At 70.9% G+C, this 21,974-nt stretch carries 22 protein-coding genes and 1 pseudogene; 16 read left to right on the top strand and 7 right to left on the bottom strand.

All coding sequences use genetic code 11. From position 1 onward, the window contains the following. The first annotated feature begins 4 nt into the window (after positions 1 to 4). From IF188_RS05870 to IF188_RS05860, 3 genes are all read left to right on the top strand, one after another. Positions 5 to 1,702 (top strand): glycoside hydrolase family 13 protein, encoded by a 1,698-nt coding sequence (locus IF188_RS05870; protein WP_191170860.1) that lies wholly within the window; start codon positions 5 to 7, stop codon positions 1,700 to 1,702. A gap of 57 nt (positions 1,703 to 1,759) precedes the next feature. Next, positions 1,760 to 2,779 (top strand): LacI family DNA-binding transcriptional regulator, encoded by a 1,020-nt coding sequence (locus tag IF188_RS05865; protein WP_191170859.1) that lies wholly within the window; start codon positions 1,760 to 1,762, stop codon positions 2,777 to 2,779. A gap of 138 nt (positions 2,780 to 2,917) precedes the next feature. Beyond that, entirely contained in the window at positions 2,918 to 4,144 is a 1,227-nt protein-coding gene (locus IF188_RS05860; RefSeq protein WP_191170858.1) for an amidohydrolase, read from the top strand. 115 nt (positions 4,145 to 4,259) lie between these two features. Here the strand turns inward: IF188_RS05860 and IF188_RS05855 are convergent, their stop codons facing one another. Then, the gene (locus IF188_RS05855) at positions 4,260 to 5,327 is read right to left on the bottom strand and encodes a VanZ family protein (protein ID WP_191170857.1); all 1,068 of its coding nucleotides are present in this window, start codon (positions 5,325 to 5,327) and stop codon (positions 4,260 to 4,262) included. Between the two features lie 75 nt (positions 5,328 to 5,402). Between IF188_RS05855 and IF188_RS05850 the strand changes: the two genes are divergently transcribed. The 13 genes and pseudogenes from IF188_RS05850 to IF188_RS05795 all read left to right on the top strand — a co-directional run bounded on the left by IF188_RS05850 (position 5,403) and on the right by IF188_RS05795 (position 17,340). Beyond that, positions 5,403 to 7,553, top strand: coding sequence for an APC family permease (locus tag IF188_RS05850; RefSeq protein ID WP_191170856.1), 2,151 nt, complete (start codon positions 5,403 to 5,405; stop codon positions 7,551 to 7,553). 213 nt (positions 7,554 to 7,766) lie between these two features. Then, on the top strand, positions 7,767 to 9,059 hold the full coding sequence (locus tag IF188_RS05845; protein ID WP_191170855.1) for a SufS family cysteine desulfurase: 1,293 nt from the start codon (positions 7,767 to 7,769) through the stop codon (positions 9,057 to 9,059). Beyond that, positions 9,056 to 9,508 carry a Fe-S cluster assembly sulfur transfer protein SufU gene (gene sufU, locus IF188_RS05840; protein ID WP_191170854.1) on the top strand — a complete coding sequence of 151 codons (453 nt, stop codon included), beginning with the start codon at positions 9,056 to 9,058 and terminating at the stop codon, positions 9,506 to 9,508. The genes IF188_RS05845 and sufU overlap by 4 nt, the downstream gene beginning before the upstream one ends. A gap of 47 nt (positions 9,509 to 9,555) precedes the next feature. Further along, the gene (locus tag IF188_RS05835; protein ID WP_191170853.1) at positions 9,556 to 9,813 is read left to right on the top strand and encodes a type II toxin-antitoxin system Phd/YefM family antitoxin; all 258 of its coding nucleotides are present in this window, start codon (positions 9,556 to 9,558) and stop codon (positions 9,811 to 9,813) included. Further along, positions 9,798 to 10,196, top strand: a complete 399-nt coding sequence (locus IF188_RS05830) for a PIN domain-containing protein (protein WP_191170852.1) — start codon at positions 9,798 to 9,800, stop codon at positions 10,194 to 10,196. Before IF188_RS05835 ends, IF188_RS05830 begins: the two co-directional genes overlap by 16 nt. A 187-nt stretch (positions 10,197 to 10,383) precedes the next feature. Beyond that, positions 10,384 to 10,524, top strand: coding sequence for a hypothetical protein (locus tag IF188_RS05825; protein WP_191170851.1), 141 nt, complete (start codon positions 10,384 to 10,386; stop codon positions 10,522 to 10,524). Then, positions 10,521 to 10,610, top strand: coding sequence for a potassium-transporting ATPase subunit F (locus tag IF188_RS05820; protein ID WP_191170850.1), 90 nt, complete (start codon positions 10,521 to 10,523; stop codon positions 10,608 to 10,610). The genes IF188_RS05825 and IF188_RS05820 overlap by 4 nt, the downstream gene beginning before the upstream one ends. Next, a complete protein-coding gene (gene kdpA / locus IF188_RS05815) occupies positions 10,610 to 12,292 on the top strand; it encodes a potassium-transporting ATPase subunit KdpA (protein WP_191170849.1) in 1,683 nt (560 codons plus the stop codon). Before IF188_RS05820 ends, kdpA begins: the two co-directional genes overlap by 1 nt. Before the next feature lie 2 nt (positions 12,293 to 12,294). Continuing rightward, on the top strand, positions 12,295 to 12,597 hold the full coding sequence (locus IF188_RS20655; RefSeq protein ID WP_396652742.1) for a hypothetical protein: 303 nt from the start codon (positions 12,295 to 12,297) through the stop codon (positions 12,595 to 12,597). Between the two features lie 38 nt (positions 12,598 to 12,635). After that, a pseudogene (locus IF188_RS05810) lies at positions 12,636 to 13,382 on the top strand (HAD-IC family P-type ATPase); the annotation flags it as partial. Positions 13,383 to 13,407: 25 nt separating this feature from the next. After that, on the top strand, positions 13,408 to 14,028 hold the full coding sequence (gene kdpC / locus IF188_RS05805; RefSeq protein WP_191170848.1) for a potassium-transporting ATPase subunit KdpC: 621 nt from the start codon (positions 13,408 to 13,410) through the stop codon (positions 14,026 to 14,028). A 112-nt stretch (positions 14,029 to 14,140) separates the two neighbouring features. Then, positions 14,141 to 16,666, top strand: a complete 2,526-nt coding sequence (locus IF188_RS05800) for a sensor histidine kinase (RefSeq protein WP_191170847.1) — start codon at positions 14,141 to 14,143, stop codon at positions 16,664 to 16,666. Continuing rightward, positions 16,663 to 17,340, top strand: a complete 678-nt coding sequence (locus IF188_RS05795) for a response regulator (RefSeq protein WP_191170846.1) — start codon at positions 16,663 to 16,665, stop codon at positions 17,338 to 17,340. The genes IF188_RS05800 and IF188_RS05795 overlap by 4 nt, the downstream gene beginning before the upstream one ends. Positions 17,341 to 17,516: 176 nt before the next feature. On the opposite strand, the gene IF188_RS05790 is transcribed toward IF188_RS05795, so the two are convergent. From IF188_RS05790 to IF188_RS05765, 6 genes are all read right to left on the bottom strand, one after another. After that, positions 17,517 to 17,882: a VOC family protein gene (locus IF188_RS05790; protein ID WP_191170845.1), complete on the bottom strand. Its 366-nt coding sequence runs from the start codon at positions 17,880 to 17,882 to the stop codon at positions 17,517 to 17,519. Positions 17,883 to 17,970: 88 nt separating this feature from the next. Further along, positions 17,971 to 18,666 carry a helix-turn-helix transcriptional regulator gene (locus IF188_RS05785; protein WP_191170844.1) on the bottom strand — a complete coding sequence of 232 codons (696 nt, stop codon included), beginning with the start codon at positions 18,664 to 18,666 and terminating at the stop codon, positions 17,971 to 17,973. A 36-nt stretch (positions 18,667 to 18,702) separates the two neighbouring features. Continuing rightward, the gene (locus IF188_RS05780; protein WP_191170843.1) at positions 18,703 to 19,605 is read right to left on the bottom strand and encodes a TerC family protein; all 903 of its coding nucleotides are present in this window, start codon (positions 19,603 to 19,605) and stop codon (positions 18,703 to 18,705) included. Positions 19,606 to 19,644: 39 nt separating this feature from the next. Beyond that, the gene (locus tag IF188_RS05775) at positions 19,645 to 20,529 is read right to left on the bottom strand and encodes an alpha/beta hydrolase (RefSeq protein WP_191170842.1); all 885 of its coding nucleotides are present in this window, start codon (positions 20,527 to 20,529) and stop codon (positions 19,645 to 19,647) included. A gap of 20 nt (positions 20,530 to 20,549) precedes the next feature. Then, positions 20,550 to 21,530 carry an SRPBCC family protein gene (locus IF188_RS05770; protein WP_191170841.1) on the bottom strand — a complete coding sequence of 327 codons (981 nt, stop codon included), beginning with the start codon at positions 21,528 to 21,530 and terminating at the stop codon, positions 20,550 to 20,552. 1 nt (position 21,531) lies between these two features. Beyond that, entirely contained in the window at positions 21,532 to 21,918 is a 387-nt protein-coding gene (locus IF188_RS05765) for an ArsR/SmtB family transcription factor (protein WP_191171056.1), read from the bottom strand. Positions 21,919 to 21,974: the final 56 nt, after the last annotated feature.

Genomic DNA, 21,974 nt, shown 5'->3' with positions numbered 1-21,974 from the left:
CCGGATGACTTCCGCAGAGACCGCCGAGCGCACCGCCGCGCCTTTCCCGCCCGCAGAGCCCACGCCCGCCGGCTCGGAGTGGTGGCGCACCGCCGTCATCTACCAGATCTACCCGCGGTCGTTCGCCGACGCGTCGGGCGACGGCATCGGCGACCTGCCCGGCATCACGTCGCACCTCGACGATCTGCAGAGCCTCGGCATCGACGCGATCTGGCTGAGCCCGTTCCAGCGCTCTCCGCAGAAGGATGCCGGCTACGACGTCAGCGACTACTGCGACGTCGACCCGCTCTTCGGCACCCTGGGCGACTTCGACGACATGCTCGCGGCGGCGCATGCCCGCGGCATCCGCGTCATCGTCGATCTGGTGCCGAACCACTCGTCGGACCAGCACGTCTGGTTCCAGGAGGCGCTGGTCGCGGCCCCCGGCAGCGCCGAGCGCGCCCGCTACATGTTCCGCGACGGCAGGGGCGAGAACGGCGAACTGCCCCCGAACAACTGGGAGTCCGTGTTCGGCGGGCCCGCGTGGACCCGCGTGGTCGAGGCCGACGGAAAGCCGGGCCAGTGGTACCTGCACCTGTTCGACTCGTCGCAGCCCGACTTCGACTGGTCGAACGAGGCGGTCCGCGAGGAGTTCCGCCGCGTGCTGCGCTTCTGGCTCGACCGCGGCGTCGACGGCTTCCGCGTGGACGTGGCGCACGGCCTGATGAAGGCCGAGGGCCTGCCCGACTACATCCCGGACCCCGAGGCGGGTTCGATGGGCGGCGAAGAAGAGAACGTGCCCTACTGGGGCCAGGACGCCGTGCACGAGGTCTACCGCGACTGGCGCAAGATCCTGCAGGAGTACGCGGGCGACCGCGCACTGGCCGCCGAGGCGTGGCTGCCGACCGCGGAGCGCACGGCCGAGTGGGTGCGCGAGGACGAGATGCACCAGGCCTTCAACTTCCCGTACCTGCAGACCGAGTGGAACGCCGCCGACCTGCGCGAGGTCATCGACGTCTCGCTGCGCGCCTTCCCGGGCGTCGGCGCACCGTCGACGTGGGTGCTGTCGAACCACGACGTCGTGCGTCACGCGTCGCGTCTTGCGCTGACGGCCGAGAACCCGCAGGGCCACGGCATCGGCCCGGAGTCCCCCGGGCAGCCGATCCCCGAGGTGGGACTCGCCCGCGCCCGCGCGGCGACGACGCTCATGCTCGCACTGCCCGGGTCCGCCTACCTGTACCAGGGCGAGGAGCTCGGCCTTCCCGAGGTCATCGACATCCCGGGCGAGGCCCGCCAGGACCCGACGTGGTTCCGCACCAATGGCGAGCGCTACGGCCGTGACGGCTGCCGTGTGCCGCTCCCCTGGAACGCGACCGCCCCGGCGTACGGCTTCAACGACACCGGCGCCTCGTGGCTGCCGCAGCCGGCCGCGTGGGCCGGGCTCGCGCGCGACGCCCAGCGCGGCGTGGCCGGTTCGACACTCGAGCTGTACCGCACACTGCTCGCCGAGCGCCGCGCACGAGGCCTCGGTGCGGGTTCGCTCGAGTGGCTCAAGGGCTACGGAGCGGATGCTGTCGCATTCCGCAACGGGAATGTCACAGTCGTCGCCAACACCGGTTCTGAGCCCGTTCCGCTCCCGAGCGGTATCGTGATCGCGTCGAGCGATCCCGTCACCGACGTGATCCCCGCCGACACGGCGGTCTGGGTGGCCGACCGAGACTGAACCGGCGGCCACGAGCCGCGGCATCCCTTCTCCTCCTCTCGAAAGCCAGGTGACGACGTGGTCAGCATCGACGAGGTCGCCCGCGCGGCGGGCGTCTCGACGGCGACCGTCTCGCGCGCGCTCAGCGGGCGCGGCCACGTCTCGGCCGGCGCGAAGGCGAAGGTCGAGGCGGCCGCGAAGGACCTGGGGTACGTCGTGTCGGCGTCGGCCTCGAGCCTCGCCTCGGGCCGGACGCGCAACATCGGCGTGCTGGTGCCGTTCCTCGACCGCTGGTTCTTCTCGACGGTGCTGAGCGGCATCGCGTCGGCGCTCATGCGCCGCGGCTACGACATCACGCTCTACAGCCTGACCGCCGACCGCGCTGAACGGCATGACGTCTTCGACACGTTCCTGCGCCGCGGGCGGGTCGACGGCGTGATCGCGATCTCGCTGGAGCTCGGTGCCGAAGAGACCGAGCGGCTGGTCGAGCTCGACCTGCCCGTGATCGCGATCGGCGGCCCGAACCCCCTGCTCACGACGCTGACCGTCGACGACGTCGCCGTCGCGCGCCTGGCCACCGAGCACCTGCTGGCGCTCGGCCACCGCGAGATCGCGCACATCGGGGCCAGCCCCGAGTTCGACATCGACTTCCACATCCCCACGCAGCGGCGACAGGGCTTCGAGCAGGCACTTGCGGATGCGGGCATCGAGGTCATCCCGTCGCTCTTCGAGCCGGCCGACTTCACGATCGAGGGCGGATTCCGCGCCGCCAAGCAGCTGCTCGGCAAGCCCGGCGGTCGCCCGACCGCCATCTTCGCGGCCTCCGACGAGATGGCGATCGGCGCGCTGCTGGCCGCCCGCGACCTCGGTTACCGCGTGCCCGAGGACCTCTCGGTGATCGGCATCGACGGCCACGAACTGGGCGAGTTCTTCCGGCTGACGACGGTCGACCAGTTCCCGATGGGCCAGGGCGAGCGCGCGGCCGAGGCGATCCTCGGGGCGCTCGAAGCGGCCGACGACGAGGCGCCCACGCACCGCCCCGGCGAACTGCCGTTCGAGCTGATCGTGCGCGGTTCGACGGCGCGGCTGCCCGGCTGACGCCGCACGCCGCCGCACCACCCCCTGGTTCACTTGCGCTGTTTGTACGCCCGCGCCGCGGTTTCGTGTACAAACAGCGCAAGTGAACCGATTCATTCCGAGCCGGAGGTGCGGATGCCTCGGGGCTAGGCTCGGGTCATGACGATCGACCTCGAAGCGCTGTACATCGATCTGCACCGGCACCCGGAGCTGTCGTTCCAAGAGACGCGTACGGCGGGGGTGATCGCGCAGCACCTGACCGACCTCGGGATCGAGTACGAAGAGGGCATCGGCAAGACCGGCGTCGCGGGCGTGATCCGCAACGGCGAGGGCCCCGTGGTGTGGCTGCGCGCCGACATGGACGCGCTCCCGGTGCCCGAGCAGACCGGACTGGAGTACGCCAGCACCGCGCGCGGCACCGACCCTGCCGGCAACGACGTGCCCGTCATGCACGCGTGCGGCCACGACATGCACGTCACCGCGATGCTGGGCGCACTGGAGCGCCTGGTCGCGACGACCGACGAGTGGTCGGGCACCGTGGTCGTCGTCTTCCAGCCGGCCGAGGAGTACGGCTCGGGCGCGCAGGCGATGATCGCCGACGGCGTGCTCGACCGGTTCCCGAAGCCCGATATCGTGCTCGGCCAGCACGTCACGCCGCTGCCTGCCGGCACCATCGGGGTGCGCAGCGGCACGCAGATGGCGGCCTCCGACGGGCTCACCGTGACCCTGCACGGCCGCGGCGGCCACGGTTCGCGCCCGCAGGCGACGATCGACCCGGTCGTCATGGCGGCCGCCACCGTCATGCGGCTGCAGACGATCGTGTCGCGCGAGGTGGACCCGCGCGATGTCGCGGTCGTCACCGTGGGCTCGATCCACGCGGGCCTCAAGAACAACATCATCCCGGCGGAGGCCAAGCTCGAGCTGAGCCTGCGCTACCCCGACGACGAGGCCCGCGCCCGCGTGCTCGAGAAGGTCGAGCGCATCGTGCGCGCCGAGGCGCAGGCCTCGGGCGCCGAGGAGCCGCCGGTGATCGTCACCGACCACACCCTGCCGCCGACGATCAACGATGTCGACGCCACCACCCGTCTGACCGGCGCGTTCGGCACCGCCTTCGGTGCCGGCACCGTCATCGACCCGGGCATGTTCACCGGCAGCGAGGACGTCTCGTGGTTCGCCCGCGAGGCCGGCGTGCCGCTCGTCTACTGGTTCTGGGGAGGCGTCGACCCCGAGGCGTTCGCGAAGGCGTTCGCCGCGGGCACGGTCGAGCACGACATCCCCACGAACCACTCGCCGTTCTTCGCGCCGGTGATCCAGCCGACGCTGAGCCGCGGCGTCGACGCGCTCGTGGTCGCCGCGCGCGAGTTCCTGGGGTCGGCTGCCGAGTAGTCGGCGGATGCCGGCGGCCCGCGCCGACCGTCGGCACAGGCGCTTCGTCTTCGCTCCTTCGTCGCTCCGCGGGGCGAGCAGGGGCTGACGAGCGGCCGAGGCCGCCGGCATCCACTCAGCTCTCGAAGGGCTCGACGGGCTCGCGGGCGTCCACCAGGCGCTGGCCCGACACGATGCCGGGGAGGCCGCGGCGATCGTCGGTGGTCAGCACGAGCACGGCCGAGACGAGCGCGAAGGTGCCGGTGACGAGGCCCCACGCACCGGGCAGGGCACTCAGCAGCAGGTAGCCGCCGATGCCGCCGAGGAACCGCAGCGGCCTGGCCAGACCGACGGGCAGCGGCCCGCCGGTGTACCGCAGCTGCACGGCGTGGTCGCCGATCGTGCGTCCGGTGGCGAGCGTGACGACGAGCCACACGGCGATCGGCACGGCACCGGCCACCACCGTCGCGGCGGTGCCGTCGCGTACCGCCCGATCGGCGCCGAGGGCGTACAGCAGCAGCTGGAACCCGATCGCGACCGCAGCGCCCAGCACCCACGCGGCGAGCACGTCGCACAGCATCGCGAGGAAGCGGCGACGACGCGTGATCGGGCGCGGCGACTCGGCGTCGGCGAACTTCGGCGTGCCCCAGTGACGGCGTGGCACGCCCAGCGCCAGCACCGACCCGACCAGGGCGCCGAGCGTATTGGTCAGCAGATCGTCGACGTCGAACACGCGGTAGGCGCACGGGTACAACCCCCACACTCCGGTGAGCTGCGTGGTCTCGATGAACGCCGAGACGCCGAGCCCGGCGAGCAGCGCCGTGGGGATGCCGCGGCCACCCAGCACGCGTACGAAGAAGCCGAGCGGCACGAACAGCACGACATTCAGCAGCAGCTGCAGTACGGCCGGGTCGGTGAGGGTGCGCCCGGGGCTCGAGATGGCGCCGCGCACCTCGCCGACGAACGCCCACACGTCGAGGTTGACGCCGGCGCAGCGGATCGCGTCGGGGTCGGGCAGCGGCAGCAGGGTGTACGTCCAGATCGCCATCACGTACACCAGCGCGGCGCCCCACAGCACGAATCTGCCGACGCCGAAGCCGCCGCGGCGACGATAGCTGAGGGCGACGAAGGGCACGAACAGCAGCACCCCGGCGACGAGGCCGGCGACGATCGCGAGCACCCCCAGAATGACCTGTTCACCCACGCTTTGAGTCTCTCAGAGGAGGGGGCCGCATGGATTCCGTGAGGATGGCCGTATGGATGCGTCCTCACGGTTTTCATGCGGGTAACATCGCCCGCCGTGACGAACGAAAGCCGCGAGCAGTCGGTCGATGAGGCGCCGATCGCGAAGCGCCTCATCCTGGGGGATCCGCTGGCCTCCACGGACTCCGACGAGCACCTGCTTCCGAAGAAGCGGGCGCTGCCGATCTTCGCGTCGGACGCCCTGTCGTCGGTCGCGTACGCGCCACAGGAGCTGCTGCTGATCCTGATGACCGGAGGGCTCGCGTTCCTGGCCTTCGCGCCGTGGGTCGCCGTGGCGGTGATCGTGCTGCTGATCGTCGTGGTGATCAGCTATCGCCAGCTGATCAAGGCGTACCCGTCCGGCGGCGGCGATTACGAGGTGGCGCGCAAGAACCTCGGTGAGATCCCCGGCGTCATCGTGGCGTCGGCTCTTCTCGTCGACTACGTGCTGACGGTCGCGGTGTCGGTCGCGTCCGGCGTCGACAACATCATCTCGGCACTGCCGGTGCTGAACCCGTGGCGCGTGGAGCTCGCGGTCGGCTTTGTCATCCTCATCGTCGTGGTCAACCTGCGCGGCGTCCGGGAAGCCTCGACCGCCTTCGCGATCCCGACGTACATCTTCATCGGCTCGGTCGGCGTGATGATCGTCGTGGGTCTCTTCGAGATCGTGACGGGCAATGCGCCGGTCGCGTCGAGCGCCCAGTACTCCGTCGAGACGCAGAGCCTCACGCAGGCGGCCGTCATCCTGCTCGTGCTGCGGGCCTTCTCCAGCGGCTGTTCGGCGCTCACCGGCGTCGAGGCGGTCTCGAACGGGGTGCAGGCGTTCCGCCGGCCGAAGGTGCGCAATGCGCAGACGACGCTCGCGATGATGGGCGGCATCGCGATCCTGCTGTTCGCCGGTCTCACCGCGATCGCGCTGGTGGCCGGCGTGCACTATGCCGAGAACCCGTGCGACCTGATCGGCTTCGACTGCAGCAACCCGCAGCCGAGCCTCATGGCGCAGGTGTCGGCGGCGGTGTTCGGCATGAACTCCATCCCGTTCTTCATCATCCAGGCGGCGACCGCGGTCGTGCTGCTGCTGGCGGCCAACACCGCGTTCAACGGGTTCCCGTTGCTCGGCTCGGTGCTGGCGCGCGACGGCTACGCCCCGAAGGCGCTGAACACCCGCGGCGACCGCCTGGTGTACTCGAACGGCATGATCATCCTCGGCCTCGTCGCCATCGGCGTGCTTATCGTCTACCAGGCGAACCTCACCAACCTGATCCAGCTGTACATCATCGGCGTGTTCGTGTCGTTCACGCTGGGCCAGATCGGCATGATCCGGCACTGGACCCGCGGCATCCGTCAGATCGGCAAGCTGCCGCCGGATCAGCGCAGCTCGCAGAGCGTGCGCAGCGAGCTGTTCGGCCTGCGCAAGGGCCTGTTCATCAATTCGCTCGGCGCCACCATGACGGCATCCGTGCTCGTCATCGTGACGATCACGAAGTTCACGCACGGCGCGTGGCTGGTGTTCCTGGCCATCCCGGTGCTGTCGTTCCTCATGGTCGGCGTGCACCGGTACTACCGCGATGTCGAGCACGAGATCGAGATGGACGACCAGACCCATTTCGGCTCGTCGGGAGACGTCGCGATCATCCTCGTCAACAAGCTGCAGAAACCGGTCGTGAAGGCCGTCGACTACGCCCTGGCCGCCAAGCACGACAAGACCTTCGCCGTGCACATCGCGGTCTCGAAGGACGACACCGAGGCCATCGAGGCCGAGTGGCGCAAGCATCGCATGCCGATCCCGCTGAAGATCATCGAGTCGCCCTACCGCACGTACGCCGGGCCCATCGCCGAGTGGGTGCGCAAGTACCGCGAGGAGCACGGCTCGTCGGTGGTGACCGTGTACCTGCCGCAGTACATCGTCGGGCACTGGTGGGAGGGCCTGCTGCACAACCGCCGCGCGCGCCGCATCGCGCAGCAGCTCATGCTCGTTCACGGCGTCTCGATCACGCTCGTGCCGTGGCTGCTCGACTCGTCCGAGCTCATCTACGGCCGCCGCTCGCGCGGGCTGCCGGGCGACGACCGCGCCGGGCGCGGCGGCCAGCACGCCGTCCCCGCCGTCGAGAGCCGGGGCCGCCGCGCTGTCCGTCCGGCCGGACCGCCCGCGCCGAGCGAGGGCGCCGAGGCCTCGCGCGAGGTCTGACCCGCCGTCGGCGGGGAGTGGATGCCGGCGGCCCCGGCCGACCCGACGGCCCCGGTCGGCAGCATCCCATCCCGGCGATACGCGACACATCCGCACGAGACGCCACACACCCGCGTCCAGACTGCGGCGCCCCACGCCCAAGTGCGGCGGCTCACGCCCGCGGAGATGGATGCCGGCGGCCCCGGCCGGCAGCATCCCGCGTAGCCTTGAGGGGTGAGCTCTGCACCCGTCCCTGCCACCGCGCTCGACCTGGACGCGGTCCGCGCCGACTTCCCGATCCTGGGCGAGCACGTCAACGGGCAGCGCCTGGTCTACCTCGACTCCGGTGCGACGAGTCAGAAGCCGCAGGCGGTCATCGACGCCGAGGTCGCCTTCCTGACACGCGCGAACTCCGCCGTGCACCGCGGTGCCCACACGCTCGCGGCCGAGGCCACCGAGCTGTTCGAGGACGCCCGCACCACGGTCGCCGGATTCGTGGGCGCACCGCCCGAGCAGCTGGTGTGGACGAGCGGCGCGACGGCGGGGCTGAACCTCGCCGCGTACGCGATCGGCAACGCGTCGGTGGGCCGAGGCGCCCCTGAGAGCGCGCGCTTCGCGCTGCGGCCGGGCGATGAGATCGTCGTGACCGAGATCGAGCACCACGCGAACCTCATCCCGTGGCAGGAGCTCGCGACCCGCACCGGCGCCGTGCTGCGCCACATTCCCGTGCACGACGACGGCACCCTCGACCTCGATGCCGCCGCCGGGATCATCGGCGAGCGCACGCGCGTCGTGGCGTTCACGCATGTGTCGAACGTGCTGGGCATCGTGAACCCCGTGACCGAGCTCGTCGCGCTGGCGCAGTCCGTCGGCGCGGTGACCGTCCTCGACGCGTGCCAGTCGGCGCCGCACCTGCCGCTCGATCTGCCCGCGCTCGGCGTCGACCTCGCGGTGTTCTCGGGTCACAAGATGCTGGGGCCGTACGGAGTGGGCGGCCTGTACGGCCGCGCCGACGTGCTCGAGGCGTTGCCGCCGTTCCTCACCGGCGGCTCGATGATCACCACCGTCACGCTCGACGAGGCCGAGTACCTTCCGCCGCCGCAGCGCTTCGAGGCCGGCACGCAGCCGGTGTCGCAGGCGATCGCGCTGGCCGCGGCCGTCCGCTACCTCGACCGGCTCGGCATGCCTGCCGTGCACGCGCACGAGAAGGCGCTCGAGGCGCGCATGGGCGAGGGGCTGCGCGCCCTGCCCGGGATCCGGCTGCTGGGCGACGCGCCGGACGCCGAGCGCGTCGGCCTCTGGGCGTTCGACGTCGACGGCGTGCACGCGCACGACGTCGGCCAGTTCCTCGACGCGCGCGGGGTCGCCGTGCGCGTCGGGCACCACTGCGCCCAGCCGCTGCACCGCCGGTTCGGTCTGACGGCGACGGTGCGGGCCTCCACGTCGGTCTACAACACCGCGGACGACGTCGACGTCTTCCTCGATGCGCTGTCGGGCGTCCGCTCGTTCTTCGGAGTCAGCGCATGACCGGCCTCGAATCGCTCTACCAGGAGCTCATCCTCGATCACTCCAAGCGCCCGCACGGCAAGGGCCTCGCCGACGAGGCCGCGCACACCGCGACCTCGCACCAGCGCAACCCGATCTGCGGCGACGAGATCACCCTGCGCGTGCGCGTCACCGACGACGGCTCCGAGGTCGCCGAGGTCACGTGGGACGGCGCCGGCTGCTCGATCTCGCAGGCGTCCGCGTCGATGCTCGTGTCGCTGCTGGAGGAGGAGGGACGGATGCCGCGGGCCGAGGCATCCACTCTCATCGAGGGCTTCCGCGAGGCGCTGCGCTCGCGCGGCGAGCTGCCGCTGGACGAAGAGGTGTTCGGCGACGCGGCCGCGCTGTCGGGGGTGTCGAAGTACACCGCGCGCGTGAAGTGCGCGATGCTCGCGTGGGTCGCCTTCGAGGATGCCCTGAGCCGCGCCTGACCGCGACCCGTCCGACCTAATCTGATAATCAGATATAGAATGGTCGCATGAGCACCATGTCGGCGACCGAGGCGTCCCGCAACTTCTCGGCGCTCCTGGACGCGGTCGAGCGGGGCGAGGCGGTCACGATCACGCGCGGGAACCGGCCGATCGCCGAGATCGGGCCTGCCCGTCGGCGCACAGGACGCGACCTTCGGCTGGCGCTCGATGCCCTGCCACCGCTCGACGACGCGTTCGAGGCCGACGTCGCGGCGGCACGTGATGCAGTCACGGGCGACTGGCGGGATCCGTGGCACGAAGGCTGATCCTCGACACGAACGTCCTCATCGCGTTCGAGCGAGGCAGCATCGACCGAACCGCCTTCGACGACGATGAAGTCGCCGTCGCGGCGGTGACCGTCGCCGAGTTCCGCGTCGGGATCGAACTGGCGGCGACTGTAGCGCAGGCGGCGGCGCGGGCACGGTTCGTCGATGCGGTCGTCGACACCGTGGACGTGCTCGACTACACCACGGCCACCGCTGCGGAGCACGCCCGCCTGCTGGCGCATACTCATCGGCTCGGTCGCGCCCGGGGGGCGCACGACCTGATCATCGCTGCTCATGCTGCTGAATCCGGCCGCATGATCGTGAGCCGCGATGCCAACGCACGGTTCGGAGACCTCCCGGGAGTCGTGGTCGAAGACCGGTAGCTGCATCGCTCACTCAACGGCCGAGACGGCCCTGACCGTCGCCCGGCGTCAGCGTCGCGTCAGCGTCGCGTGAGCATGGGCGCGGGGGCGTTCGTATTCCGTGAGGACCGGGCTGACAGCATCCATCGGGGAGTTGCATCGATCCCGCGCCCGCTGCACCGCGGGCGGAAGTCAACCGGGAGTCCCTGTGCTCGATGTCATCTACCTCGCCCTGACGCTCGCGCTGTTCGCGCTCGTCGGGCTGATCGCGAAGGGGGCGGAGAAGCTGGGCCCACGCTCCGGAGGCTCCGCGCAGCGCGGAGCGATGCGTGGAGGGGAGTGGGGATGATCGCCTTCTCGCTCCTTGCGGCCGCGCTCGGCCTCGCCGCGGTCGTCTATCTCGTGATCGCCCTCGTGAAGCCGGAGAAGTTCTGATGGATGCCGCAACCATCACCACCGGCATCCTTCAGATCGCCACCGTCCTGCTGATCCTCGCGCTGCTGTATCGGCCCCTCGGCGACTGGATCGCCCGTGTGTTCACCTCTGAGAAGGACTGGCGCGTCGAGCGCGGCCTGTACCGGCTCGTCGGCGTCGACCCCCGCTCGCAGCAGACCTGGCAGGCGTACGCCCGCGGCGTGCTCGCGTTCTCACTCGTGGGTGTGCTGTTCGTGTACGCGCTGCAGCGCTTCCAGGCGGTGCTGCCCTACTCGCTGGGCCTTCCGGCGGTGCCCGAGGGGCTGGCGTTCAACACGGCGGCCTCGTTCGTCGCCAACACGAACTGGCAGTCCTACTCCCCCGAACTCACGATGGGGCACACGGTGCAGCTCGCGGGCCTCGCGGTGCAGAACTTCGTCTCGGCGGCCGTCGGCATCGCCGTCGCCGTCGCCCTCGTGCGCGGATTCGCCCGGCGCGGCGCCTCGACGATCGGCAACTTCTGGGTCGACCTCGCCCGCGCGGTGATCCGGCTGCTGCTGCCGCTGGCGCTGGTCGCGGCGATCGCGCTCGTCGCCGCGGGTGTCGTGCAGAACTTCGCCGGCTTCACCGACGTGACGACGGTCTCCGGCGGCACGCAGTCGATCCCCGGCGGCCCGGTCGCGAGCCAAGAGGCGATCAAGCTCCTCGGCACCAACGGCGGCGGCTTCTTCAACGCCAACTCGGCCCACCCGTTCGAGAACCCCACGCCGTGGTCGAACGTGCTGGAGATCCTGCTGATCCTCGCGATCCCGGTAGCGCTTCCTCGCGCCTTCGGCCGCATGGTCGGCTACGACCGCCAGGGCTACGCGATCCTCGCCGTCATGGGGTCGATCGCGATCGTCTCGATCGCGGCCGTGACGTGGCTCGAGTCTCTGGGCCTCGGCACCGCCCCGCAGCTGGCGGGCTCCGCCATGGAGGGCAAGGAGGTGCGGTACGGCATCTGGGGCTCGACGCTCTTCGCCGGCGCGACCACTCTCACGAGCACCGGCGCGGTCAACTCGATGCACGACTCGTACACGCCTCTCGGCGGCATGATCCCGATGATCAACATGATGCTCGGCGAGATCGCCCCCGGCGGCGTCGGCTCGGGCCTGTACGGCATGCTCGTGCTCGCGGTCATCGCGGTGTTCGTCGGCGGGCTCCTCGTCGGTCGCACACCCGAATACCTCGGCAAGAAGATCGGGCCGACGCAGATCAAGCTCGCCAGCCTGTACATCCTCGTGACGCCCACCCTGGTGCTGGCAGGCACGGCGCTGAGCTTCGGCATCCCCGCGATCCGCGCCGATGTCGAGGCGACGTCGATCTGGAACCCGGGCGTCCACGGCCTGAGCGAGGTGCTCTACGCCTTCACGTCGGCGGCGAACAACAACGGCTCGGCGTTCGCGGGACTCGCCGCGAACACGCCCTGGCTGAACACGGCACTCGGCGTCGCGATGCTGCTCGGGCGCTTCATCCCGATCGTGCTGGCGCTCGCTCTCGCCGGCTCGCTGGCCGCTCAGGAGTCCACGCCCTCCAACGCCGGGACGCTCCCGACGCACCGTCCGCAGTTCGTCGGCCTGCTCGCCGTCGTCTCGGTGATCATCACCGCACTCACCTACTTCCCCGTGCTCACGCTGGGTCCCCTGGCGGAAGGTCTCGTCTGAACATGTCCATGTCCACTCTCACTCCGGCCGGCACACCTGTCTCGGGCTCGGTCGAGGTCACGCCTCCGAAGCCGTCGTCGCGCGCGTTCAGCGCCGCGCAGCTGTGGGCGGCGCTCCCCGGAGCGCTGCGCAAGCTGAATCCCGCGGCCCTCTGGCGCAACCCGGTCATGTTCCTGGTGTGGGTCGGCGCCGCCCTCACCACCGTCATCGCGATCGCCGAGCCGTTCCTCGGCGGCGCCGAGCAATCCGGCGGCACCACCGTGCCGTTCGGCTTCACGTGGGGCATCGCGGTCTGGCTGGGTTGACCGTGCTGTTCGCGAACCTCGCCGAGTCGGTAGCCGAAGGCCGCGGGGTCGTGCTGGGCGTCGTGCACCTCAAGGACATCGTGAAGGACGGCCTGCGCGAGCGGTTCGACGAGCTTCGGGCGATGGGCATCCGCACCGTGATGATCACCGGCGACAACCCGCTCACCGCGGCCGCGATCGCGAAAGAGGCCGGTGTCGACGACTACCTCGCCGAGGCGACGCCCGAAGACAAGCTCTCCCTCATCAAGAAGGAGCAGGCGGGAGGCCGCCTCGTGGCGATGACCGGCGACGGCACGAACGACGCGCCCGCGCTCGCCCAGGCCGACGTCGGCGTGGCGATGAACACCGGCACGTCGGCCGCGAAAGAGGCCGGCAACATGGTCGACCTCGACAGCGACCCGACCAAGCTCATCGACATCGTCCGCATCGGCAAGCAGCTGCTCATCACGCGGGGCGCGCTCACGACGTTCTCGCTCGCGAACGACATCGCCAAGTACTTCGCGATCATCCCCGCGATGTTCATGGGCGTGTTCCCGGGCCTCGCGGCGCTGAACGTCATGCAGCTCAGCTCGCCGGCATCCGCGGTCACGAGCGCGATCATCTTCAACGCGATCATCATCGTCGTGCTCATCCCGCTGGCGCTGCGCGGCGTCGCCTACCGCGCAGCGAGCGCCTCGCAGATCCTCAGCCGCAACCTGCTCGTCTACGGGCTCGGCGGCGTGATCGCCCCCTTCCTCGGCATCAACCTCATCGACCTCGTCGTGAGCCTCATCCCCGGCTTCTGACCCTCCGACGGGAGACATCGTGTCCATGACCACCCGGACCACCGTCCGCACCACCGGCGTCGCCCTGCGCGCGATGCTCGTCTTCACCCTCGTGCTGGGCGTCGGCTACACGCTGCTCGTCACCGGCATCGGGCAGCTCGCCCTGCCGTGGCAGGCCGATGGCTCGCCGGTGCAGAACGGGTCGGGCGACACCGTCGGCTCCGCCCTCGTCGGCCAGACCTTCCTCGACGCCGACGGCGACGCCCTGCCGCAGTACTTCCAGCCCCGCCCGTCGGCGGCCACCGCCGACGGGAGCACCGGGTACGACGCCGGCGCGTCCAGCGGCTCCAACCTCGGCCCCGAGAACCCCGACCTGGTCTCGGCGATCCACGAGCGCCGCACCGCGATCGCCGAGCGCGAGGGCGTCGACCCGTCGCAGGTCCCCGCCGACGCCGTCACGACCTCCGGGTCGGGCCTCGACCCCGACATCAGTCCCGCCTACGCGCTGCTGCAGCTGCCGCGGGTGGCGGCGGCCCGCGGGCTCGACGAGGCGGCCGTCCGCGAGGTGGTCGAGGCGCACATCCAGCAGCGGGACCTCGGGTATCTCGGCGACCCGCACGTGAACGTCCTCGAGCTCAACCTCGCGCTGGACGCGCTGGGTCGATGATGCGGGCCCGGGCCGCGGCATCCCCCTTCTCAACGCGCACTGCTCCCCTGTCACAGATGGTCCGCACCGGGGACCCGGATGCGACAGGGGAACGAGGAACTAAGGTGACCACATGAAGCGCGGCAGGCTGCGGGTGCTGCTGGGCGCCGCGCCGGGCGTCGGCAAGACGTACGAGATGCTCGAAGAGGGTCGCCGTCTCGCCGAAGACGGCCGCGACGTCGTGATCGCGGTGGTCGAGACGCATGGCCGCTCCGCGACCGCCGCGCTGCTGGACGGCCTGCCGGTCGTCCCGCGCACGACGGTCGTCCACCGCGGGGTGGAGCTGACCGAGATGGACGTCGAAGGCGTGCTGGAACGGCATCCCGAGATCGCCCTCGTCGACGAACTCGCGCACACCAACGCTCCCGGGCTGCGTCACGCGAAGCGCTGGCGCGACGTCGACGACCTGCTCGACGCCGGCATCGACGTCATCACGACGGTCAACGTGCAGCACCTCGAATCCCTGGGGGGCGTGGTCGAGCAGATCACGGGCGTCGCGCAGCGCGAGACGGTTCCGGATGCCGTCGTCCGAGGCGCCGACCAGGTCGAGGTCGTGGACCTGTCGCCGCCGTCGCTGCGCGACCGGCTGTCGGCGGGGCTCGTCTACCCGGCGGAGCGCATCGATGCGGCGCTGTCGAACTACTTCCGCCTGGGCAACCTCACGGCGCTCCGCGAACTCGCGCTGCTGTGGGTGGCCGACGAGGTCGACAGCGCGCTGAAGACGTACCGTGCCGAGCACGGGATCGAGGGCACGTGGCAGGCGCGGGAGCGCGTGGTGGTGGCGCTCACCGGTGGCGGCGAGGGCGAGACGCTGCTGCGGCGGGGCGCCCGCATCGCCGCCCGCTCTGCCGGCGGCGAGCTGATGGCCGTGCACGTGTCGAGCCAGGACGGGCTGCGCTCGGGCGACCCCGCCGCGCTCACCGCGCAGCGGGCGCTCGTCGAGTCGCTCGGCGGCAGCTACCACCAGGTGGTGGGCGACGACGTGCCGCGATCGCTGGTCGAGTTCGCGCGGTCGGTGGATGCCACCCAGCTCGTGATCGGCGTGAGCCGGCGGGGCCGCCTCGCCACGGCGCTCACCGGCCCCGGCATCGGCTCGACCGTGGTGCGCGAGTCCGGCGACATCGACGTGCACATCGTCACCCACGCCGAGGCCGGCGACCGCTTCACGCTCCCCCGCCTGAGCGGCGGTGCGCTGAGCGTCAAGCGGCGCGTGCTGGGGTTCGTACTGGCCCTCGTCGGCGGTCCGCTGCTGACGCTGATGCTCGTGTCGCTGCGCAGCGAAGAGACCATCACGAGCGATGTGCTGGCCTACCAGCTGCTGGTGGTGCTCGTCTCGCTCGTCGGCGGCATCTGGCCCGCCGTGTTCGCCGCGGTCATGTCGGCCTTCACGCTCAACTACTTCTTCGTCGCGCCGTACTACACGGTGTCGGTCGCCGATCCTCGCAACGTGTGGGCCCTCATCCTGTACGTGCTGATCGCGGTGCTGGTGAGCTTCGTGGTCGACCGCGCGGCCCGCGCCGCCCGCGCCGCACGCCGGTCCGAGGCCGAGGCCGAGCTGCTGGCGAACGTCGCCGGCAGCGTGCTACGCGGCGAATCCGCCGTTCCCGCGATGGTCAGCCGCACCCGCGAGTCGCTCGGCCTCGCGGGCGTCCGCCTCATCGCCCCGGACGGGGGCGTCATCGCCACCGACGGCGAGCCGGTGCGGGACGGCCGGCACGAGACCGTCGCGATCGGCCGCACGATCGACGGCAGCCCGCGGGCCACCCTCGAGCTGCACGGGCACCCCCTGGACGCCTCCGAGCGGCGCCTCGTCGACGCCGTCGCGGCGCAGCTGGCCGCGGCCCTCGAGCACACGGACCTCGCCGCCACCGCCCGCGCGGCGGGCATGCTCGCCGAGACCGACCAGGTGCGCAGCGCCCTGCTGTCGGCGGTGAGCCACGATCTGCGCCGTCCCCTCGCGGCCGCGGTGGCTGCCGTCGGCGGCCTGCGCGCCGCCGGTCCGCACCTGTCGCCGGAGGACCGCGCCGAGCTGGTCGCCACCGCCGACGAGTCGCTCGCGACGCTGTCGGCGCTCGTGACCGATCTGCTCGACGTCAGCCGTGTCGAGGCGGGAGTGCTGGCGGTGTCGCTCGCCGACGTCGACGGCGCCGGCATCGTGCTCTCGGCGCTCGACGAGCTGGGCGGCGGACCAGACCGGTTCGAGCTCGCACTCGACCCCGAGATGCCGGCTGTGCGCGCCGATCCGGTGCTGCTGCAGCGCGTGCTCGTCAACGTCATGGCCAACGCGGCACGGCACTCGCCGCCCGGGGCCCGCGTGCGCGTGTCGACGAGTCACCTGGGCCGCGTCGCCGAGATCCGCATCGTCGACCACGGCGCCGGGGTCGCCCCTGAGCGCCGCGACGACATGTTCACGCCCTTCCAGCGTCTCGGCGACACCGACAACACGGCCGGGCTCGGACTCGGGCTGGCCCTGTCGAAGGGGTTCACCGAGGGCATGGGCGGTACGCTCACCCCCGAGGACACGCCTGGAGGAGGACTCACCATGGTCGTCGCACTGCCCGTGGCGGAGAGCGCCCGCCCGAGCGGAGCCGCTCTGTGAAGGTCCTCATCGCCGACGACGACCCGCAGCTCGTCCGCGCCCTGCGCATCACCCTCGCCGCCCACGGCTACGAGGTGATCGCCGCACCTGACGGCGTGGCGGCGGTCGCCCTCGCCGCGAAAGAGAACCCCGACATCGTCATGGTCGACCTCGGGATGCCGCGGCTCGACGGCATCCAAGTGATCGAGGCGCTGCGCGGCTGGAGCGGGGCGCCGATCATCGTCGTCTCCGGCCGCACCGGCTCGGCCGACAAGGTCGAGGCGCTGGATGCCGGAGCCGACGACTACGTCAGCAAGCCGTTCCAGATCGACGAGCTGCTCGCGCGGCTGCGGGCGCTCTCGCGGCGGGCGGGCGCGGCATCCACCGCTCCCGTCGTGAGCTTCGGCGACGTCGTCATCGACCTGTCGACCAAGACCGTCACACGCGGCGGCGAGCGCGTGCATCTGACGCCCACCGAGTGGCGGATCCTGGAGTTCCTTGCCCGCAACCCGGGTTCGCTCGTCACCCGGCAGGCGCTGCTGAAAGACATCTGGGGCACCGAGCAGGTCGCCGACACCGGCTATCTGCGCCTGTACATGTCGCAGCTGCGCAAGAAGCTCGAGGCCGATCCCGGGCATCCCGTGCATCTGCTGACCGAGTCCGGCATGGGCTATCGCCTGGTCGTCGAGGGCTGAGATCTCGTCGCGCGCCCTCGCGCGCGGCCGCCGGAATCCCCTGCTTCGCCGAGACAGGGGATTCGCGGCGAGACCGAGGGCGGCGTCCTCTGTGTCGCGTCGGACCCCCTGGCTCGGCGATCAGATCCCCTGGTTCGGCGAAGCGCCGGAGTGGGGGATGGATGCCGCAGCCTTCGTCAGGGTCGCGCGAAGAGGTTGACGAGATTGCCGTCCGGATCGCGCACGACGGCGGAGCGGTTGCCCCACGGCATCGTCGTCGGGGCGAGCACGATCGCCTCGGGCTCCAGGCGCAGCCGCCCGAACTGCGCGTCCACGTCGTCGACCTCGAACTCGATGATGACGCCTGAGGACCGGCCGTGGGCGAGGTCCGCGGCGATCATGCCCATCGTGGTGATGTCGCCGATGGCGAGCGTCGCCCGCGCGGTGCGGATCTCGGCGAACACAGGTGCCGGCCACGTCGCGGTGGCTCCGGTGACGCCCTCGTAGAACGCGGCGAGTCGTGCGACGTCGCGCGTGATGATGCGGATGGATGCGAGCTGCATGGGTGCCCTCTCTGGGATCGGTTGCGGCTTCCAGAGTGGATGGCGCTCGCGACACCGTCATGTCGGTGTTTCGCCGATCCGTGCGGAGTCACTCCGCGCTGAGGGGACGCAGGCGCCCGTACGGGATCTCGAGGTCCTCCGCGCGGATGGCGCGCGCGGGCGGTCGCTCCCCCGTAGGCTCGACGGCGAGGACGCGGTCGCCGCGGAAGGCGCGCACGCCGCCGCGCAAGCGGCACCAGGCGACGAGGTACCAGTCCAGCCCCTTGCCGATGTAGCCCAGCGGCTCGATCTCACGAGCGGTCTCGGCGCCGCCCGCGTCGGCGTAGCGGATCCGCAGCACGCTCCTGCTGCGCAGCGCGTCCGCGAGCAGCCGCGGCGCACCCGCGCGGTCGTCGTCCTCGAGCAGATGGACGCGATCGGTGAGGGCGGTGATGCGACGCACATCCTCGTCGGGCATCACGGCCCGGACCTTCCGGGCTGCGCTGCGGGCGGCATCCTGGAACGGGCTCGTCGCCAGCTGCCCCAGCCCGACCATGACCGCGAACGCCTCGTCGACGGTCAGACCGAGCGGTGGCAGGCTGTGGCGGGCGTCGATCGTGTAGCCGCCGGTGCGACCGGCGTCCGCCCAGATCGGCACCCCCGAGGCCTGCAGTGCGCTGATGTCGCGTTCGATCGTGCGGACGCTCACCTCGAACCGGCCCGCGAGCCAGCTCGCGCTGCGTCGAGCGGGTGCCGCGGCACGCAGCTCTTCCACGAGCGCGTAGAGCCGGTCGGTGCGGGTCACCGCAAGACGCTCCTCAGCCGGATGTGCACGCGGCGGTCAGCCCAGGCCGTGACGCTCGTCGCCGGAGCCGGGAGCGGCGTCGCCGTCCACCGGGCGCGACGACAGGCCCACCGAACCCGCGTGCGGATCGTTCGACAGCGCGGCAGAGACCGCGATGGACTCGTCGACGTCGGGGTACTGCGGGCGCAGCTGCACCGGGTTGCGGCGACGCTGCTCGCGCTTGGCCTTCGCGGCGGCCGCCCAGAGGTTGAGCGCCTCGACGAAGATCGCGAACGCCATCGGGCCGTAGATGAACGCCTTGTCGATGTGGAAGCCGAAGCCTTCGGCGATGAGGAACACGCCGATCAGCAGGAGGAACGACAGGGCCAGCATCTTGACCGTGGGGTGCTTGTTCACGAACGCGAAGATGTAGCGCGACGCGAAGAGCATGATGCCGAACGAGAGCACGACCACGGTGATGATCACGACGAGGTTCTCGGTCATGCCGACGGCGGTGATGACGGAGTCCAGCGAGAAGACGAGGTCGAGCACGAGGATCTGCGCGATCACGGAGCCGAACGTCACGGCCTTGCGGCCGCCGGGGCCGTGCTCCTCCTCGGAGCCCTCGAGCTTGTGGTGGATCTCGGTCACGGCCTTGTAGACGAGGAACAGACCACCGGCGATGAGGATGAGGTCCTTCCACGAGAAGCCCATCTCGCCGATGAAGAACACGTCCTCTTTGAGCGTCACGATCCACCCGGCGAACAGGACCAGCACGACGCGCATCAGCATCGCGAGGGTGAGGCCGAGATTGCGGGCCTTCGCCTGCTGCTCCCTGGGGAGCTTGGAGGCGAGGATCGAGATGAAGATCACGTTGTCGACGCCGAGAACGACCTCGAGGACGAACAGCGTCAGGAACACCGCGATCAGATCGGGCGTGAAGGCGAAGGAGAAGTCCACGCCGCCATCGTAGGTGGGCGGCGTGGACTTCCCTTGGGTTCACGCCCTGTCGAGCACCTCCCGGAGCCGGGCGGCGAAGCCGTCGGGGTCGCTCGGGTACCCGGGCGATTCGGTGAAGCCGCCGTGATGGCTGGGGAAGTCCGTGACCGGCTGCCCGATGACCGCGGCCACCGCGCGGGCGCCGCGCGCGGCGAGGGTGTCACCGGACTCGACGCCCGCCGCGGGAACGATGCGGTCACCCAGCGCCCGGAGCGCCTCGACGTCGATGCGGTAGTCGAGGGTCGCCGGCATGTTCCGCATCAGCGGGTTCGTGCGCGTGCCGTCGTCCTCGGAAGACATGCCGAACATCGCGGGGTCGGGCGCGGGGGCGTCGAGATAGTCGTCCGGCACCACGCCGTCGAACATCACGAACGGGATGAACTTGGCCATGGCCGCACCGTCTCCCTTCTCGGCGTAGGTGCGCTTCATGTCGTCGACGACCGCGAGCACGGCCGCGCGGTCGGGCAGGTGCTCGGCGAGCGGCGGCTCGTGCACGACCGCGATGCGCACGTCCTCAGGATGCGTCGCGGCCAGTGCGAGCAGGTTGACCGCTCCGCCGCTGCTGCCGAACGCGTCGACGGGGCCGACTTCCAGCGCCGCGATGACGCGGTGCAGGTCCGCCGCGTGCTGCTCGACGCTGATGTCGGTCGTGTCGACCGGATTGCGTCCGGCCCCGCGGGGGTCGTAGGTGATCACCGGACGATCGGTGATCCGCTCTGCGAGCATCGCCAGCCCGCGCGCGTCCATGGGCGCGGCGAACAGGAACAGCGCCGGCCGGTCGGCGGTCGCCTCGGCCAGGTCCCCGTGGATGTCGTACGTGATCGCGTCGGCACCGGAGCCGACGACGTGCGTGGTCACCGTGCGCTGTGCGGTGTTCTCGGTCATGTCTCTTCCTTCTCTCGGTGTCATACGCCGGCCAGCACGCCTTCGAGGCGGGCGTAGCTGGCCTCCATGCCGTCGGTCATGCCGGTGGCGAGCACGATGTCGCGCGTCTGCGCGTCGGGGTACTCGATGACGAGCGTGATGAGGGTGGCGCCGTCCTCCTCGTAGAGCGCGAGGTCGTTGAGCGTCGACGGGAAGTCGGTGCCCGTCATGTGCTCGGTCGTGACGGCGCGGCGCGGGGCCTCGCTCACGAGCGTCTCGCCGTCGAACCCGAAGCGCTCGCCCTCGGTGGCCTCCAACGGCTCCCACTCGTACCGGTAGCGGCCGCCGACCGTGGGGTCCACCTCGCAGACCGACATGCGCCAGCCGTCGGGTCCGAGCAGCCACTGCTGGATCAGGGCCGGCTCTTGGTGGGCGCGCCAGACGAGGTCGACCGGGCCGTCGATGAGCCTGGTGATCCGCACGTGCGTGTCATCGAGGATCTCGGTCTGCGTGCCCTTGCCCCCGGCGTACGCTCGCAGGCCCTCGAGCACGCGATCGAGCTGGTTCATCGCCATCCTCGTGCCCTCGACGACGCCCATCGCGACGACCTGCTCGAGCGCGTCCGCGGATGAGAAGTACGTGACATTGCGCAGCCGCGACCCGTCCGCCGTCGGCTCGAATGCGAATACCATGCGCGACTCGGGCATCTCGGCCTGCGGCGTGCCGTCCTCGTCGGCGAAGGCGTCGAGCACCTCGAAGGTGCGCGGGGCGTCGACACCGAGGAACTCCCACGACCCGTACGACGTCTCGCCGCGCGGGCCCGTCAGATGGTAGATCGCGCGCCCGCCCGGCTGCATGTCGAAGGTCGTGAACGTGGCGGGCCAGCCCGGAGGCCCCCAGAACCGCTCCAGCTGCCGCGGATCGGTGAAGGCCTGCCAGAGCCGCTCCACGGGGGCGGCGAATTCGGCGGTGAGCGTCATGGTGAGCGCTTCGGGGTCGGTCGTGACGTCGGTGACCGGCATCTCAATCTCCTTCGTTCCTGGGGTCTTGCGGATCGTGGATGCCGGCGTCCTGAGCCGGCTCGGCGAGCAGCGCATCGAGGCGATCGATGCGGGTGCGCCACAGTTCCTCGTAGCGCGAGAGCAGCGCGCGGGCTCGGGCGATCATCGTCGGATCCGCCCGGACGAGGCGCTCCCGCCCCTCGGCGCGCTTGACGATGAGGCCCGCGGCCTCGAGCACGGTGACGTGCTTCTGGACGGCCGCGAACGACATGTCGTAATCGCGGGCGAGTGCGGAGACGGAGTGCTCGCCGTCGATGGTCCGCCGCAGGATGTCGCGCCGGGTCGCCGCAGCGAGCGCGTGGAACACGCGGTCGATCTCGTCATCGCTGAGCTCAATTCCTACAACCATTTGGTTGTACGTTACGCCGGCCTGCGGCATCCGTCAACCCTTCTCTTGCTGTCGGG

It is taken from the genome of Microbacterium helvum (genome assembly GCF_014779795.1).
In the GTDB taxonomy this organism is placed as follows: domain Bacteria; phylum Actinomycetota; class Actinomycetes; order Actinomycetales; family Microbacteriaceae; genus Microbacterium; species Microbacterium helvum.
The sequence above is the reverse complement of the archived record's forward strand: the minus strand, read 5'-3'. Positions and strand labels throughout refer to the sequence as shown.